Annotated in this window: 18 protein-coding genes; 7 read left to right on the top strand and 11 right to left on the bottom strand. The window is 35.7% G+C overall.

The genetic code is table 11. The annotated features are described in order from the left end of the window. Nucleotides 1–11: 11 nt before the first annotated feature. Together M1D73_RS06585 and phaR are read right to left on the bottom strand one after the other, a co-directional pair. The gene (locus M1D73_RS06585; protein WP_000250414.1) at nucleotides 12–755 is read right to left on the bottom strand and encodes an acetoacetyl-CoA reductase; all 744 of its coding nucleotides are present in this window, start codon (nucleotides 753–755) and stop codon (nucleotides 12–14) included. A gap of 150 nt (nucleotides 756–905) precedes the next feature. Beyond that, nucleotides 906–1,388, bottom strand: coding sequence for a polyhydroxyalkanoic acid synthase subunit PhaR (phaR, locus tag M1D73_RS06580; RefSeq protein ID WP_000566942.1), 483 nt, complete (start codon nucleotides 1,386–1,388; stop codon nucleotides 906–908). Nucleotides 1,389–1,586: 198 nt separating this feature from the next. Here phaR and phaQ point away from each other — a divergent pair, with 198 nt between their 5' ends. The 7 genes from phaQ (at nucleotide 1,587) to M1D73_RS06545 (ending at nucleotide 7,057) form a co-directional block, all read left to right on the top strand. Further along, entirely contained in the window at nucleotides 1,587–2,039 is a 453-nt protein-coding gene (gene phaQ / locus M1D73_RS06575; protein WP_440046464.1) for a poly-beta-hydroxybutyrate-responsive repressor, read from the top strand. Between the two features lie 42 nt (nucleotides 2,040–2,081). Continuing rightward, nucleotides 2,082–2,606, top strand: a complete 525-nt coding sequence (phaP, locus tag M1D73_RS06570; RefSeq protein WP_000448594.1) for a polyhydroxyalkanoic acid inclusion protein PhaP — start codon at nucleotides 2,082–2,084, stop codon at nucleotides 2,604–2,606. 101 nt (nucleotides 2,607–2,707) lie between these two features. After that, on the top strand, nucleotides 2,708–3,151 hold the full coding sequence (locus M1D73_RS06565; RefSeq protein ID WP_001067916.1) for a MaoC family dehydratase: 444 nt from the start codon (nucleotides 2,708–2,710) through the stop codon (nucleotides 3,149–3,151). A 147-nt stretch (nucleotides 3,152–3,298) separates the two neighbouring features. Beyond that, nucleotides 3,299–3,484, top strand: a complete 186-nt coding sequence (locus tag M1D73_RS06560; RefSeq protein WP_000241212.1) for an alpha/beta-type small acid-soluble spore protein — start codon at nucleotides 3,299–3,301, stop codon at nucleotides 3,482–3,484. 109 nt (nucleotides 3,485–3,593) lie between these two features. Then, a complete protein-coding gene (locus tag M1D73_RS06555) occupies nucleotides 3,594–4,913 on the top strand; it encodes a TrkH family potassium uptake protein (RefSeq protein ID WP_000822360.1) in 1,320 nt (439 codons plus the stop codon). Nucleotides 4,914–5,208: 295 nt separating this feature from the next. Continuing rightward, entirely contained in the window at nucleotides 5,209–6,003 is a 795-nt protein-coding gene (locus tag M1D73_RS06550; protein ID WP_000383314.1) for a TerC family protein, read from the top strand. Nucleotides 6,004–6,205: 202 nt separating this feature from the next. Then, nucleotides 6,206–7,057 carry a formate/nitrite transporter family protein gene (locus M1D73_RS06545; RefSeq protein WP_000893025.1) on the top strand — a complete coding sequence of 284 codons (852 nt, stop codon included), beginning with the start codon at nucleotides 6,206–6,208 and terminating at the stop codon, nucleotides 7,055–7,057. A gap of 27 nt (nucleotides 7,058–7,084) precedes the next feature. On the opposite strand, the gene M1D73_RS06540 is transcribed toward M1D73_RS06545, so the two are convergent. The 9 genes from M1D73_RS06540 to M1D73_RS06500 all read right to left on the bottom strand — a co-directional run bounded on the left by M1D73_RS06540 (nucleotide 7,085) and on the right by M1D73_RS06500 (nucleotide 15,397). Beyond that, nucleotides 7,085–7,396, bottom strand: coding sequence for a cyclic-phosphate processing receiver domain-containing protein (locus tag M1D73_RS06540; protein WP_001103770.1), 312 nt, complete (start codon nucleotides 7,394–7,396; stop codon nucleotides 7,085–7,087). Between the two features lie 14 nt (nucleotides 7,397–7,410). Further along, nucleotides 7,411–8,133: a prepilin peptidase gene (locus tag M1D73_RS06535; RefSeq protein WP_000495726.1), complete on the bottom strand. Its 723-nt coding sequence runs from the start codon at nucleotides 8,131–8,133 to the stop codon at nucleotides 7,411–7,413. A 113-nt stretch (nucleotides 8,134–8,246) separates the two neighbouring features. Beyond that, nucleotides 8,247–8,957: a LutC/YkgG family protein gene (locus M1D73_RS06530; RefSeq protein WP_000147189.1), complete on the bottom strand. Its 711-nt coding sequence runs from the start codon at nucleotides 8,955–8,957 to the stop codon at nucleotides 8,247–8,249. Further along, on the bottom strand, nucleotides 8,957–10,378 hold the full coding sequence (locus M1D73_RS06525; protein WP_000061930.1) for a LutB/LldF family L-lactate oxidation iron-sulfur protein: 1,422 nt from the start codon (nucleotides 10,376–10,378) through the stop codon (nucleotides 8,957–8,959). The genes M1D73_RS06530 and M1D73_RS06525 overlap by 1 nt, the downstream gene beginning before the upstream one ends. A gap of 16 nt (nucleotides 10,379–10,394) precedes the next feature. After that, nucleotides 10,395–11,114: a (Fe-S)-binding protein gene (locus M1D73_RS06520; RefSeq protein WP_098212769.1), complete on the bottom strand. Its 720-nt coding sequence runs from the start codon at nucleotides 11,112–11,114 to the stop codon at nucleotides 10,395–10,397. Nucleotides 11,115–11,282: 168 nt separating this feature from the next. Beyond that, nucleotides 11,283–11,939: a FadR/GntR family transcriptional regulator gene (locus tag M1D73_RS06515; RefSeq protein WP_000594450.1), complete on the bottom strand. Its 657-nt coding sequence runs from the start codon at nucleotides 11,937–11,939 to the stop codon at nucleotides 11,283–11,285. 415 nt (nucleotides 11,940–12,354) lie between these two features. Then, on the bottom strand, nucleotides 12,355–13,755 hold the full coding sequence (locus tag M1D73_RS06510) for a sensor histidine kinase (RefSeq protein WP_000494796.1): 1,401 nt from the start codon (nucleotides 13,753–13,755) through the stop codon (nucleotides 12,355–12,357). A gap of 3 nt (nucleotides 13,756–13,758) precedes the next feature. Then, nucleotides 13,759–14,430 (bottom strand): response regulator transcription factor, encoded by a 672-nt coding sequence (locus tag M1D73_RS06505; protein ID WP_001046398.1) that lies wholly within the window; start codon nucleotides 14,428–14,430, stop codon nucleotides 13,759–13,761. Further along, nucleotides 14,423–15,397, bottom strand: coding sequence for a YncE family protein (locus M1D73_RS06500; RefSeq protein WP_001234154.1), 975 nt, complete (start codon nucleotides 15,395–15,397; stop codon nucleotides 14,423–14,425). The genes M1D73_RS06505 and M1D73_RS06500 overlap by 8 nt, the downstream gene beginning before the upstream one ends. Nucleotides 15,398–15,502: the final 105 nt, after the last annotated feature.

Raw genomic sequence — 15,502 nt, 5'->3', positions numbered from 1 at the left:
TTCTTACTTCATTACATATATAATCCGCCGTTAATGTTTAATTGTTGACCTGTGATATACGCACCGTCACGGCATAGGTATACTACACCTTTTGCAATTTCATCAGCTTGACCAAAACGTTTTTTCGGGATTTTTGCAACGATTTTTTGACGTACTTCTTCTGGTACTTCTGCTACCATTTCAGTATCAATAAATCCTGGGCAAATAGCATTTACAGTGACATTTGTTTTTGCAAGTTCTAACGCTAATGATTTTGTAAATCCTAACATACCCGCTTTTGCTGCTGAGTAGTTTGTTTGGCCAAATCCACCTGCTTGACCAATAATAGAAGAAATGCTAATAATTCTTCCTTCTTCTGCTTCCGTTATGTATGGAAGAACCGCACTTGTCGTATTAAATACGCTGCTTAAATTCACGTCAATTACGCGCTCCCAATCTTCACGATTTAACTTTTTGAATGTACGGTCTCTTGTAATACCAGCATTATTAACAAGAATATCAACTTTACCAAAATGATTCACAGTTTCTTCTACAAGTCGGTTTGCATCTTCTACTTTAGAAACATCCGCTTGCACTGCATAAACGTCATGTCCTTCTTTTCCTAATTCATTTACTAAATTTTCAGCTGCTTCTTTACTGCTATTATAGTTAATAACTACTTTCGCTCCCTCTTGTGCTAATGCTACTGTAATTGCTTTTCCAATTCCTTTTGCTCCACCTGTTACGATTGCTACTTTTCCATTTAATTGAACCATTTCTTTTCCCCCTTAAATGAATTTGTGAACGATTGTTATGAATCATTTTGGTACTCATACTATAGAGTCCATATATAATTATGTTTCGCTGTTTATACGTGAAAAGAGATTCTCCCTCTCTCTTTTATCTGTTATAAACAAGCGCTTTTATCATTTTTTATTTTCTGGTTTATTCGCAGGCTTTACCTCTTCTTTTACAGGTACTTGTAGTTTAGCTAGTACTGCATTTTGCTTTTCTAGCAATTCTAAAATTTGATCTACTTTTGTTTCAAGCGTACGAATATCTTGTTTTACTTTCGTTACATCACGCTTTAATGTAGGAGCTTGCCCTAAAGAATCTACTTTCTCCTCTAGAAACTCCTCAATGTTATCTACTTTATTTTCTAAGTTAATAACAAGCGTAGCCACTCTTGCGATATCCTCTTTCGTCGGCACATTTACTTGTTCTAAATAGTTTTTTGTCGTATCATTTAATGCTTTTTGATAAAACAAATTCAAATCTAGAACGCTGCCCATCCAAGCAGAATATTCTTCTGTTTTAATTGTTTCATTGAGCGCTTTTCCCCAAAATGTTTCGGTTTGTTCATAAGCATTTTTCCATGCTTGTAGTGGATCGAATTTTTGATCAATCACTTTACCTACACTCCCTTTTTCGTTTTTGAAACAATTCAACCTATTCACTATTTTCTAATATTCTGAATAAAACTTCAAGTCTATATTTTATTTTTTTCTATTTTCTAACAAATGTGTTGACTTTAAAAACAGATAGGTGTAAATTGCACTTATAAGCAAAAAATTCCATCTAACTGATTCATGAGGTGATGCACAATCATGCTACAAAATGAACCAGAACAACGCGAAAGTTTGGAGAGCAACCAAGCGAAACAACCAAGCTCCATGCCAAAAAACTTCTTAGTTCCCTTCTTACTTCTCTGTCTAAAAGACTGGAGTCTTCATGGTTACAAACTTATTCAAATGCTAATGGATATCGGCTTTTCTTCTGTTGACCAAGGTAATGTTTATAGAACACTACGCAAATTAGAAAAAGAAAACCTTATTTCTTCTACTTGGGATACAAGCGATGGAGGGCCGGCAAAAAGAATTTATTCTTTAACTGAATATGGAGAGCAATATTTAACAACATGTGCGACTTCTTTTGAACATTATCAAAATATGTTGCGAACGTTTTTCACGTTATACACCAATGCATTCTTTCCATTTTCTACTTCTCCAGAAAAGGATGAAAAGGATTCTTCATCTTCACCTGGTGGTACAGCAGAGTAATCTGCGTTCACAATATGCAAAAAAACATTTGGGGGTCAAACAATGGAAACTAAACCATACGAATTAGTCGATGCATTTTGGAAAAACTGGTCTCAATCACTTTCCCTTTTCTCTTCAGCTGGGAAGCAATTAGAGCAACTTACTTTAGAAACATTAAAACAACAACAAGACGCTTTGCATAAATTAACATCAGGAGTAGATGAACTAGAAAAAGAACTACAACAACTCACTGCTCAGTTCAATAACCAATATACAGATTACGTGAAACAATTAACTGGAAACTCCTTAAATGATCAAATTAACGAGTGGCAGGACAAATGGAAGGAACTTTCTGCTCATATGCATCAGCTTACTGTTTCTCCTACAAAAACATCATTGTCAATTCTTACCCAAACAAGCGGCCAATTTGAAGAAACAACAAAACAATTTATTGAGCAACAACAATTACAACGTGAAGAGGCTCAAAAACAGTTAGAGGGTTTTTTGGAAGAGTTCAAGTCAAAACAGTTGGAACTCGCAAAAAAGTTCGAGGAAAACTCAAAAAATCTATTTACTTCCATCAAGTAAGAAAAATGTGGGAGCTAACCGCAGCACAAACAAAACTCTTTCTTCCTCCTACTACATCAAGATGGCTAACATTTTTCGATATGGAAAAGAAGGAGGACAAAATGAATCCATTTCAAGAAGCACAAACTGTTCCGGAGCTTCGCTATGATGAGATTCAAGTCGGTGATCAAGCATCCCTTACAAAAACAATTACAGATGAAGATGTTATCAATTTTGCAAAATTGACTGGGGATGTGAATCCTATTCACATTTTAGATTCTTTTGCAAAAACGACAATGTTTAAAGAACGTATTGCTCACGGTATGCTCGTTTCGAGTTTTATTTCTACCATCCTTGGAACGAAACTCCCAGGCAAAAATACGATTTATTTATCCCAAAATGTTTCATTCCGTGCCCCTGTCAAAATCGGTGATACACTTCGCGTTGTGGCAGAGGTTATTAAAAAGCGTGATGATAAAAAAATCATTACGCTGCAAACAAACATATATAATCAATCAGATGATATTGTCGTGGAAGGAACAGCGACAATACTAAAAAAAGAGTAGCAAATTTGCTACTCTTTTTTCTATCCAAGAACTTCTAATCGCACCGATTACTTCCGCGTATGAGTACGTCGTTTCCACATAAAATAACGTTACCAGTTTAGATAAGAACTTAGCTGAACTGGACTACTCATAAGGATGTGTATCAACATGGTAAAAACAAACAAATTATTAGTTCCAGGTGCAGAACAAGCACTTGAACAATTTAAATATGAAATTGCACAAGAATTTGGTGTAAGCTTAGGATCTAATACAGCATCTCGTTCTAACGGTTCAGTTGGCGGTGAAGTAACAAAACGTCTTGTTGCTTTAGCTCAACAACAATTACGTGGATAATAATATAACATATGGCTTAGAGGCAGATATTCTCTGCCTCTTTCTATTTTCAACATACATAATGGTGCTTTTTCACATACTAATCAAAACGAAAGGAGCGATCTGTAAAATGAAACGGATTAATATTAGCATGAGCCCTCCCCGCGTTCTTACTTTGTCTTTTCTTGTATTATCAGTTGTCGGCACATGTTTATTAAAACTACCCATTGCTACGACAACGTCCATTTCATGGCTCGATGCCTTATTTACAACCGTTTCCGCTTGTACTGTTACTGGGCTTGGTGTTGTAGATACTGGAAAAGTATTTACTTTGTTTGGACAATGTGTCATTTTAACGCTTATACAAGTTGGCGGGCTTGGCATTATGAGCTTTGCTGTCTTAATTGCGATTATGCTCGGAAGAAAAATCGGTCTTCAAAATCGAATTTTACTGCAACAAGCATTAAATCAAACGAATATCGGCGGCATCATCCGTCTTGCCAAAGCATTATTTTTATTCTCTTTTACAGTCGAATGTATCGCTACTATAATTCTTTCTTTTGAATGGGTACCAAAATATGGGGTTATGAAAGGGATCTATTATAGTTTTTTCCATTCAATCTCAGCCTTTAACAATGCTGGCTTTTCTGTGTGGAGCGATAATTTAATGTCCCATTCTCATAGCATTCTTGTCAATCTCGTCATTTCCTCTCTCATCATCTTAGGTGGAATTGGTTTTACAGTAATCGTAGACATAAAAAGAAAGAAAAACTTTAAAAACCTTACACTACATTCAAAACTTATGCTCTCTTCTACTCTAATCGTCAACATTATTGCTACCCTTTTTATTTTTATATTCGAGTTCCATAACTCCCTTTCTATGAGAGGTTTTACCCCATTTGAAGAAGGATTGGCCTCTTATTTTCAAGCAATTTCAACGCGAACTGCCGGGTTTAATACTGTTGATATTTCTACATTGTCAAAACCTTCTCTCCTATTAATGATGCTCCTTATGTTTATTGGTGCTGGTAGCGCTTCAACTGGTGGTGGGATTAAGTTAACAACATTTTTAATCATATTTTTTGGCGTATTTAAATTTTTACAAGAACAAGAGGATATTGTCGTATTTAAAAAATCCATTAAAGATACTCTCATTGTCAAATCATTAACCATTACTATTATTTCCATTTCATTTATCTTTTTTGCTATTTTAATTTTGAGTATTACTGAGCGAGTTCCTCTATTGATGAGTGCTTTCGAAGTATTTTCAGCATTTGGGACTGTTGGCCTCAGTATGAATTTAACACCCCACTTAACTATAATCGGAAAAGCTATTATTATCTTTATGATGTTTTTCGGGAAAATGGGTCCTTTAACATTGGCTTTTTCATTTGCTCGTAAAAAGAACCTGAAAATAAAATATCCGAATGAAGATATTTTAACAGGTTGACAACCGTATAAATTATCCATATAATGAGAATACAATAACATATCTCCAAAGGGGAGTAGCGTCCAAGAATATTTCTTGGAAACAAAGTCGTCATTACGTAGAACTTAGTTCTTCCGGCTTTGTTGGCATTTTTTATTACATATGTCTAGCAAGACCTTTGCCTATTAACGGCAGAGGTCTTTTTTGCATTCACTTCCAGATTTTTCCAAAGTTAATAGGCAGGAGTATGGGGAAACTAAATAGTGGGGAAATTCTTCACTTATTTAGAACTTATAGAAATGAGAGGAGAATGTACATGGATGTATCATTATTATTGGAGTATGGTTGGGTATTACTCATCCTAATTGCACTTGAAGGGATTTTAGCGGCTGATAACGCTCTTGTTCTTGCAATTATGGTAAAACATTTACCAGAAGAAAAACGAAAGAAAGCACTATTTTATGGATTAGCGGGGGCATTTGTTTTCCGATTTGGATCGTTATTTATGATTTCGTTCTTAGTCGATGTATGGCAAGTGCAAGCAATCGGTGCCATCTACCTTATGTTTATCGCTGGTAATCACTTATTTAAAACATATGTTAAAAAGAATACAGATGAAGAAACAGAAGAAAAAGAAGCAAAGAAAAAACAAGAGAACTTTTGGTGGACTGTATTTAAAGTTGAGGTTGCTGATATCGCCTTCGCAGTTGATTCAATTTTAGCTGCTGTTGCACTAGCAATGACTTTACCAAAAACAGGATTAGGTACAATTGGTAGTCTTGATACTGGGCAATTCGCTGTTATCTTTGTAGGTGGACTTATCGGATTAATCATTATGCGATTTGCAGCAACTGCTTTCGTACAAATCTTAAAACGTAAACCAGGACTTGAAACCGCAGCATTCTTAATTGTAGGTTGGGTTGGTGTGAAGCTAGCAGTTTATACATTAGCACACCCTGCATTAAATGTAATTCCACATTCATTCCCAGAATCCACTCCGTGGAAGCTTACATTCTGGATTGTATTAGTCGGAATCGCAGTTGGTGGTTGGTTCTTCTCAAAAGAAGTAGAAGTAAAAGTAGAAAAGAATTTAGACGAAAAAGCGCTGTAATTACAGCGCTTTTTCTTTTTTCTTTCTTCCTCTCAATGTCCAGAAAAAATTACATTATACTACCTTTTGTAAACGTTTTCTTAATGTATGTATGTCCTTTTTGTGAAACATTGCACAAACTTATTGAAAGTGAGAACAATTCCATGTACTTTATTCATATAAGGAGTATTTATAGAAGATTTACTAAAGGAGCGTATTACTCATGCTAGAACAAGGACTAGATTATGTTGTCAAACTGGCTAAAAGCAAAAAGAAAATACTAGATACAAACCCAATGCAATATTTCATTCGTGCTGCACTTGCGGGTATTTATATCGGTTTTATTATTGTACTATGTTTTAAATTAGGTAACTTTTTTCACATTGCAGATTCACCAGCAACTTATTTAGCTGCTTCTATGTTTTTCGGGATTGCTCTCGTACTTATTATATATGGCGGTGCTGAATTGTTTACTGGGAACACAATGTACTTTACTGTAGCAACTTTAAGAAAAGAAACAACGATTTCTGATACACTACGTAACTGGGTTGCTTGTTATGCAGGTAACTTAGCCGGCGCGTTATTCTTTGCCTTACTATTTTACGCAACTGGAATTTTTGAAGCAATTGATCACGGTCACTTAATGAATAAAGTCGTTGAAGGAAAGATGAACACACCTACAATGCAGTTATTCTTTAAAGCCATTTTATGTAACTGGCTCGTATGTCTTGCTTGTTTCTTACCTTCTCAGGTTAAAGGTGACACAGCAAAAATAATAGTCATGATGCTACTTGTTTTCACATTCTTCTTATCTGGTTACGAACATAGTATTGCAAACTTATCACTCTTTGCTTTATCTTTAGTTTCACCGCATCCTGAGACAATTTCTTTTTCAGGTGCTATTCATAACTTAATTCCTGTTACAATCGGTAACATTATTGGCGGATCAGTATTTGTCGGTATGGTATACCACTACTTAACAAAGAAAACACCTGAAGTTCAACAGGAAGAAACTGAAATCGCAGTAGCTCAACAAGAAGAGATTATTCCTTTACAAGCACATATGAAACACTAAAAACTCCAAAGTTTTACTTTGGAGTTTTTAGCTTCCCACGTATTTAACAACAAGGTGAGGATTAATTTCTCCTTCTTCCTTTCCCTTATCCATTCTCTGTTTCATCTTGTGCATACCGATGACATCATTCGTATGAAGGTGAATTTCATTTACATATAATCCCTCTGTACAAAAAGCTTCTACAAAATCTAGTCCATTTTTTGCTCCCCAGCCCATATTATAATCAAGGGAAAGAATATTCACATCATAATCCCGAACCATTTGCAAGGCACATTCTACTGTAGTTGCGGACACATACCCGAACGGGCAACTTCTTTGATCATCCATATATACGTTCATTTTCGATTCCCTCTCTAATTTGAATAAACAGCTAATACATAGCACATTGCCCCAAGACTAATAAAAGGACCAAATGGAATTGGCTTTCGTACTTCTATACGTTTTAATCCGATACCAATCCCGAAAAAACAAAGACTAAAACAAGATGCTAAAAATAAAACGATAAAAACTCCCTTCACTCCTACTATAAAACCAAGTAACGAAAGTAGTTTTATATCTCCTCCGCCAAGCCCTTCTGGATATATCTTTTGCATGCAATATAACAAAAGGAATATAACACCACTACCAACTATACTATCTGTCCAAGTAACTAATTGTACAAAAACACTTTCGAGAATGAGTAAAACCGCAAACGAAATTAAAATACAATCAGGAATTAACATATATAAGTAATCTGTAACTGAAATAATAAGAAGTAGCGAAAAAAGGGATAAAATGATAATAAGTTCTCGTTCTATTCCAATCATATACACGGTAAGAAGAAATATACTTCCTGTTATACATTCAAATGCTACATATATAATTGGAATTTTCCTCTTACAATTCGTACAACAGCCTCTTTGTATATAAAATGAAATGATGGGGATTAGTTCTTTTGGCCTTAGCACATATTTGCAATAATAACAATGTGAACGCGGGGTAATAATAGACGCACCTAATGGAACCCTCACCGCAACTAACATAAAAAAAGAACCAAACACCATCCCTGCTAACAGTGCATATAAATAAGTGAACATCCCTTCCTCTCCTTTCCCAAAAAACATAGCAAAAAAAGGAGAGAACTTCTACTTCATATTATCCTTTATTCTACTAAAAAAGCAGGCCATTTTCCGGCCTGCTTTCCCCTCTTTTATACGATGAAATATACTGCTTTTAATGGTCCATGTACTCCGACAACAAGATTCATCTCAATGTCAGCCGAGTTACTTGGCCCTGTAATAAAGTTAATACAAGATGCCGCTGTCTCCCCATTTTCTACGCGTGAGTTCATATCCTGAACTGCTTGTGTAATACGAGGCACAAGTGTTTCACGTGGAATAATAGCAAAATATACAGTCGGTAAAAAGTGTAAAGAACGTCCCTGCCCTTTATGACTTTGTACAACAATTGTACCAGATTCGGCTAATGTATAATCACTAAATGCAATACCAATATTCGCTTTTTCAGCTAAACGCATATTTTCGTCTTTTCTCTCTGGATCCCATACGTTTACTTCAACGTCTCGCTTTGGAAGTTCTTCTTTAAATAAAGATGTTAAACCATATGCATCAAAACGATCATCTGCTGATAATAAAATAGGTCCCCCGCCGTTTTCCATGATTACTTTTTGAAGTTCTTCACCTAAACGGTCATTTGTCGTTTCTACTACAGTTGTATGAATGTTTGTACATTGCTTTTTAAACACTTCTAGTAATTCTTCTTGTGAATAATCTTTTAACGTTTCTATATTCACATTACTTTTCCATACTGGACGCTCTACACCTTCTGTTTTACGTGCGCGCCCAAGTTCTTTTGCAATGTTATCTAGAAAGGCATCACGGTTTTGAATTAATCCTGTCATTATTTATCCCCGCCTTTCTTATGATCTTTATACCAATCACGGAATCGTTCTTTACTTGGAGCTGGGAATTCACGAATATCCGTCCAGTTTTTAAGTGGTCCAACACCTTTTGATACACGATTACCAGATGTAAATGGACTCATTGCCGCTGGTGCCATTTTTGAACCCATTTTATATAAAGCAGCTGAAGAAGCACCCATACTAAACATTTTCATCGCTAGTTTTTCTGCAAGTGGTGCACGACCTTCTTGCTCAACGATGACTTGACGATGTTTTAATAATAAATCATGCAATGGAATTTTTACTGGACAAGCTTCTGTACATGCTCCGCATAAACTAGATGCATAAGGAAGCTCTTTGTAATCATCATATCCACCTAGAAGCGGTGTTAATACCGCACCGATTGGTCCTGAGTAAATCGATCCATATGAATGTCCACCAACGTGACGATATACAGGACATACGTTAACACAAGCAGCGCAACGAATACATTGTAATACGGAACGGAATTCAGATCCAAGAATTTGAGAGCGACCATTATCAACAACCACTAAATGGAATTCTTCAGGTCCATCAACTTCCTCTTCTTGAATTGGTCCTGCTACTGTTACATAACTTGTTAATTTTTGACCTACTGCACTACGACATAGTAAACCAACTAAAACATCTAATTCTTCCATTGTCGGAACCATACGTTCCATACCCATTACCGCAATTTGTGTTTTAGGAATTGACATAACAAGATCTGCATTACCTTCATTCGTTACTAAACAAAGAGATCCAGTATTGGCAACAGCAAAGTTACAACCAGTTACACCAATTTCTGCATCCATAAATTTCTCACGAAGTTGTTTACGAACAAACTTTGTCATTTCATATGGGTCATCAGAATTTTCATAGCCTAGCTTTTCTTTAAATACATCGCGAATTTGCGTTCTATTTTTATGAAGTGCAGGTGCAATAATATGTGAAGGTGGATCATTATCTACTTGCAAGATATACTCTCCTAAGTCACTCTCTAATACTTCACAGCCAATCTCTTCAAGCGCATGATTCATACTAATTTCTTCTGTTACCATCGACTTTGATTTTACTACTTTTTTCGCTTGTTTCTTTTTGGCAACGTCTTGAATATACTTTGCAGCTTCCTCTTTCGTCTTCGCAAAGTACACGTGTCCGCCTCTTTTTGATACATTTTCACTTAACTGCATTAAGTAATAATCCAGATTTTCTAACGTATGTTGACGAATTTGTTCACCTAGTTCACGCCACTCTTCCCAGTTTCCTAATTCATCTGCAGCTTTTAAGCGATTCGTATATAAACGCGTTTGTGCAGAAGATACTGCTCCGCGCATAAACGAATCTTGAATTCCATCACCAACGCGATCATTAAATTTTTTCTCACTGATTTTCATAGACATAGCTTATGTTCCCCCTTCATGAGCGACTATTCAGTACCTCAGCAATATGCATTACTTTTACTTCTTTTCCTAAACGCTCAATACGTCCGCCAATGTTTAACAAACACCCACAATCTGCACCGATTAAATAATCTGCACCTGTTTCCATGACACTATCTACTTTTTCGTCTACCATTTGCTCAGAAATTGGAGTCATCTTAACTGAAAACGTTCCCCCAAACCCGCAACAATTTTGCACGTTTGGCAAATCTCTCACAGTTAATCCTTTTACATTTGATAATAAAATTCCTGGTGCTTCTTTTACTCCAAGCATACGCGTCATATGACATGATTTATGAATAGTAGCTATCCCTGGTAAACTTGCACCAACATCTGTAACTTTTAAAACATCTACAATAAACTGTGTAAATTCATAAGTTTTATCAGCAACTTTTTGTGCACGTTTAGCCCACTTTGGATCATCTTTGAAAACATGCGGATACTCATGAAACATTGTCGCACAAGAACCAGATGGCGTAACAATATATTCTGCACCTTCAAAAGTTTCAATCATATGTTTCATCGCTTCTTTTGCTGCTTCTACATGGCCGCTATTATAAGCAGGCTGCCCACAACAAACTTGTGCTTCTGGAAATTCAATTTCACAACCTAAACGCTCCAACACTTCAACTGTTGCTTTGCCGACATTTGTTTCAAACATATCGACTAAACAAGTAACAAATAAAGTAACTTTCATAACTATTACTCCCCCTTTTTACAACTTCACCAACAAACATATGGTCATCAGATGACTTAGTAGAGAAGAAATAGGCTCAACCATGGCCTATCCTCTCCCTCTTCTAAAGAAAACGCTTACTTAATCTTTCTCTATTTTATCAGAAAATTAAATTTTTAAAAGATTAAATTACGAATTTATATCGTTTTTACCTGTGACAATATGTTCTACATTTGTTAAATGATCTAGCATTGCTTGCTGCGCTAATTCTACATCTTGTTTTAACACCGCATCATATATAACTTGATGCTCTTCTATAAGTCGTTCTGATGTCGTTTGTTCACCATATAAAATAATGCGTCTTGATTCACCAATTGTTTCAGCAATCATCTCTGAAACATGATTCATGAGTTCAAGCAAAATGTTATTATGCGAAGACTCTGCAATTCCCATATGAAATTGAAAATCGGCTTTTTCGCCAGCCTTTTCATCTCCAATGCTCTTTGCCATTTCATCTAACCAATGTTTCATATTTTGTAAGTTATCTTCCGTACGTTTTGCCGCCGCTACTCGAACTGCCCCCACTTCAAGCACCTTTCGTACTTCTAATAAATTCAAAATATCTTCTTTCTTCATTAATAATCTATTGTTTAATGATTTCGTTAATGAAGAAGAATCGAAGTTCTTCACATATGTACCTTCTCCTTGTTTCATCTCAATTAAGCCCATCGCTCTTAGCGCACTTAGCGCTTCACGAACAGCAGATCTGCCAACTTGAAACTGCTCAGCTAATTGATGCACAGGGAGTAGTTTGTCACCAGGTTTTAACGTACCATTTTTAATCATTGTTAAAATAGCTTCAGATACTTCTTCGTAAATTTTTTTCGGTTTAATAGATTTGTACTCCAGTTAAATCACCTCAGTATCTTCCAAACAACAATTGAAACGATTTATAAGAACTTTGCATCATAACTATTTTAGACCGAATTGATAAGAAGTACAAATGTTTTGTTCATAAAATAGTCAAATTTTCGATATTTATTACATATTAATTTATATTTTTACGTATAAAGTGAAACTTTAATCAGTGGAGGTTTTGTTCATCGCCCACTGATTATTAGCTCTCACCAATCGGGCTTTTACGGGCAGCAGGGCCTCCACCTAACTTCTTTGCTTCCGTTGAATTTTGAGGTGAGTGTCTTACTGCCCGGCGAATAGCGGGATAAATATTTTCTTCAATAAAAAGAACATGTCCTAAAAATTAGAACATGCTCCCCTCATCCTGTACATTCAGTTTAATAATAACCGTTGTTCCCTTATCTTTTTCACTTTCAATTTTCCACTGTCCACCATGTATATGAACAATTTGTTTCACAATAGCAAGGCCTAAACCTGTTCCACCGTGTTGACGACTTCTCGCTTTATCAACTCGGTAAAAGCGTTCTCCAAGATTCTCCAAATGTTCTATATCAATACCAATTCCTGTATCTTTTATTTTTAATTCACAGTAATCATCGATTTGCTCTAAAGTTATAACGATATTTCCTTTTTGATTTGTATACCGTATCGCATTATCTAACACATTATGAAGCACTTGTTGCATACGATCCTCATCAATCATGACAATGACCTCTGGATTTAAATTGGTTGAAATATGAATTTCCTTTTCTATAAACTTAATCTCATACGTATCTAATACGTCTTCAATCAGCTGTGAAAAAACGATAGGTTGCTTCTTTAACGGAAAGTGCTCACCTTCTAATTGTGCTAAGTCTAACAAGTCATGAACGAGACGCTGCATACGACCTGCTTCTTTATGAATTAGCTGCGTTACTTTTTCCTGCTGCGGTCCCTTTGCAACACCATCTAAAATAGCCTCGCTATACCCTTTTATATAACTAAGTGGTGTTCTAAGTTCATGCGAAACATTTGCTAAAAATTCCTTACGCTTTACATCTTCTGTTTCTAATGAATTTGCCATTTTATTAAATGCTTTTCCTAATCGTCCAATTTCATCCTCTGAAGAAACTGTAATCCGCTCCGAAAAATCTCCCGTAGCCAAATGATTTGCAACCCGCTCCATTTGCGAAAGTGGCTTCGTAATTGCAATTATAATTTTCCTTCCAACCCATATCGTAATTAAAATCATAGCAATTGCTAACGGTGCTAAAATAAGACCCATATCATAGATTAAATCTTTTATACTTTTTAAAGGAATATACGAATAGACAATTCCGACTAATTTTTTATTTTCCAATACAGGGATGACAACCCCCATAATATTACGGTCAAAATGTTCTTCATATCCTATTTTTGTCACAGTTTTCCCGTCTAATAGCGTTTGCCTATCTCCTTCACTTATAAGAGAATGATGATGCACATCAAAAGGCAAACATGCGCTTAAATCACGCGGATTAGACACGAAAATAACGTCTGAACTAGATATTTGATCAAACGATCTTACTTTCTCTTCAAAAGTTGATATTCCTTCACGCTTATCATATTGAGCAGCAAGACTTTTTCCTTCCATTACTAACGAAGCTTTTAAATTATCAACGTATAATTTTTCATACGAGTATAAAGATACGAAATAAAGAAAGGACACTGTTACACATACTGCACATACTACTGTAAGCCAAAGTTTTTGTACCATCGTAAACATACGTTACACCTCAAATTTATAGCCTACACCCCAAACAGTTTGAATGTAGTTTCCACTTTCTCCAAGCTTCAAGCGCATCGTTTTCACATGCGTATCTACCGTTCTTGTACTTCCGGCATAATCATATCCCCATACCTTTTCAAGTAATTGCTCCCGGCTAAATACTTGTCCTGTATGTTGGCAAAGAAAATATAATAAATCAAACTCTTTTACAGTAAGAGAAATCGGCTCACCACCCGCCTCTATTCGTCTACTTTTTTCATTGATAAGAATTGGTCCAAATTGAATCTCTTCTTGCTGTTCTTGCTTTGTATATCTTCTTAGCACAGCTTCCATACGGGCAACCAATTCACCAGGACTAAACGGTTTTACAATATAGTCATCTGCTCCCATACGTAAGCCGTTCACCCTATTCCACTCTTCACCTTTTGCCGTTAAAAATATAATCGGCACATCTGACGTTTTTCTAATTTCTTTACAAACTGAAAGTCCATCCATTTCTGGCATCATTATATCTAATACAACGAAATCATAATGATCCGTTTCTAGTTTTTTAAGAGCCTCTTTTCCATTCTCAGCTTCTCCCCACTCATATCCAAAGTTATCCAAATACATTCCAACAAGCTGTCTCATATCACTTTCATCATCTACAACTAGCACTCTATATTTATTCATTGTCCTTCCCTTCCCTCTCTATGAGTTGAAACGGTCCTTTTCCGACTTTAATTGTTTGTTTTATTTTCAAATTCTTCATATCTATAACGCACACTTCATCACTATCATAACTGGCTACATACCCTTCTGCTCCGCTCTCAAAAAATGCAAATGGATTCGACCCTACTTCTACAGAAGCTATTTCTTTATATGTGCTAATATCAAACTTTCTAAGTGTATTCGATCCATGACTGAGTGCATATACGTACTTACTATCCTTCGTTATATTCACAGGCATAAATGGAGCGTGTAAAGAACGCACCATTTCTCCACTCTGTAAAGAATACACTAACACTTTCTCATTTACTTGATTTCCATCACCATGTCCGCCAATCCATATTTCTTTCCCATCAGGACTAATCGTCGCTCCTGTTGATGCTGGCGGAATCATAAAGGATTGAATAACTTCTTTTTTCTTCGTATCAATTGTCGTTAGTTTCGTATCATAAAAGTTTAGTACAGATAACCGATTCTGATACTCTACCATCGTTATAGGCCCTTTTCCTGTTGAAACACTTCCTGTCTCTTTCCCATTTATCGTAAAGAACCTTACCTTTTGAACATTTTGATCAGCAGCAAATAATTGTTTTTTATCTGCTGATACCACCACATTTACAATGCCCTTTCCAGTTTTATATTTTCCCACTTGCCTTCCTTCCGCTAGTGAATATACATACATATATTCTAATTGCTTACCGTATACAAGTATTTCATCGCCATTTGGAAGCAGTGTGATTCCGGCCATTGGCTCATTTAGTTCCCATGTCGTAATTAACTTTTTATCTTTTTTATCAATAAAACTAATGCTGCCTTCTTTTATATTCGTAGTTATAATAACATTTTTATCTTTAGCAATTGGTGTATATGAACTTCCTTGACACCCTACTAGTAGAAATAAAAAACAGAGAAGAAAAACATACTTTCTCAAAAGATTCCCTCCATCTTCGGATGATTTCGTTATAATTGTAAAATAACAAATAAATGTGTGGAAAGTGTGAAATTTCCCTTTCTTACTCAATTTACATATATAATG

The sequence above is a fragment of the Bacillus sp. PK3-067 genome (assembly GCF_056738645.1).
This window is presented reverse-complemented; position numbering and strand designations above follow the sequence as displayed.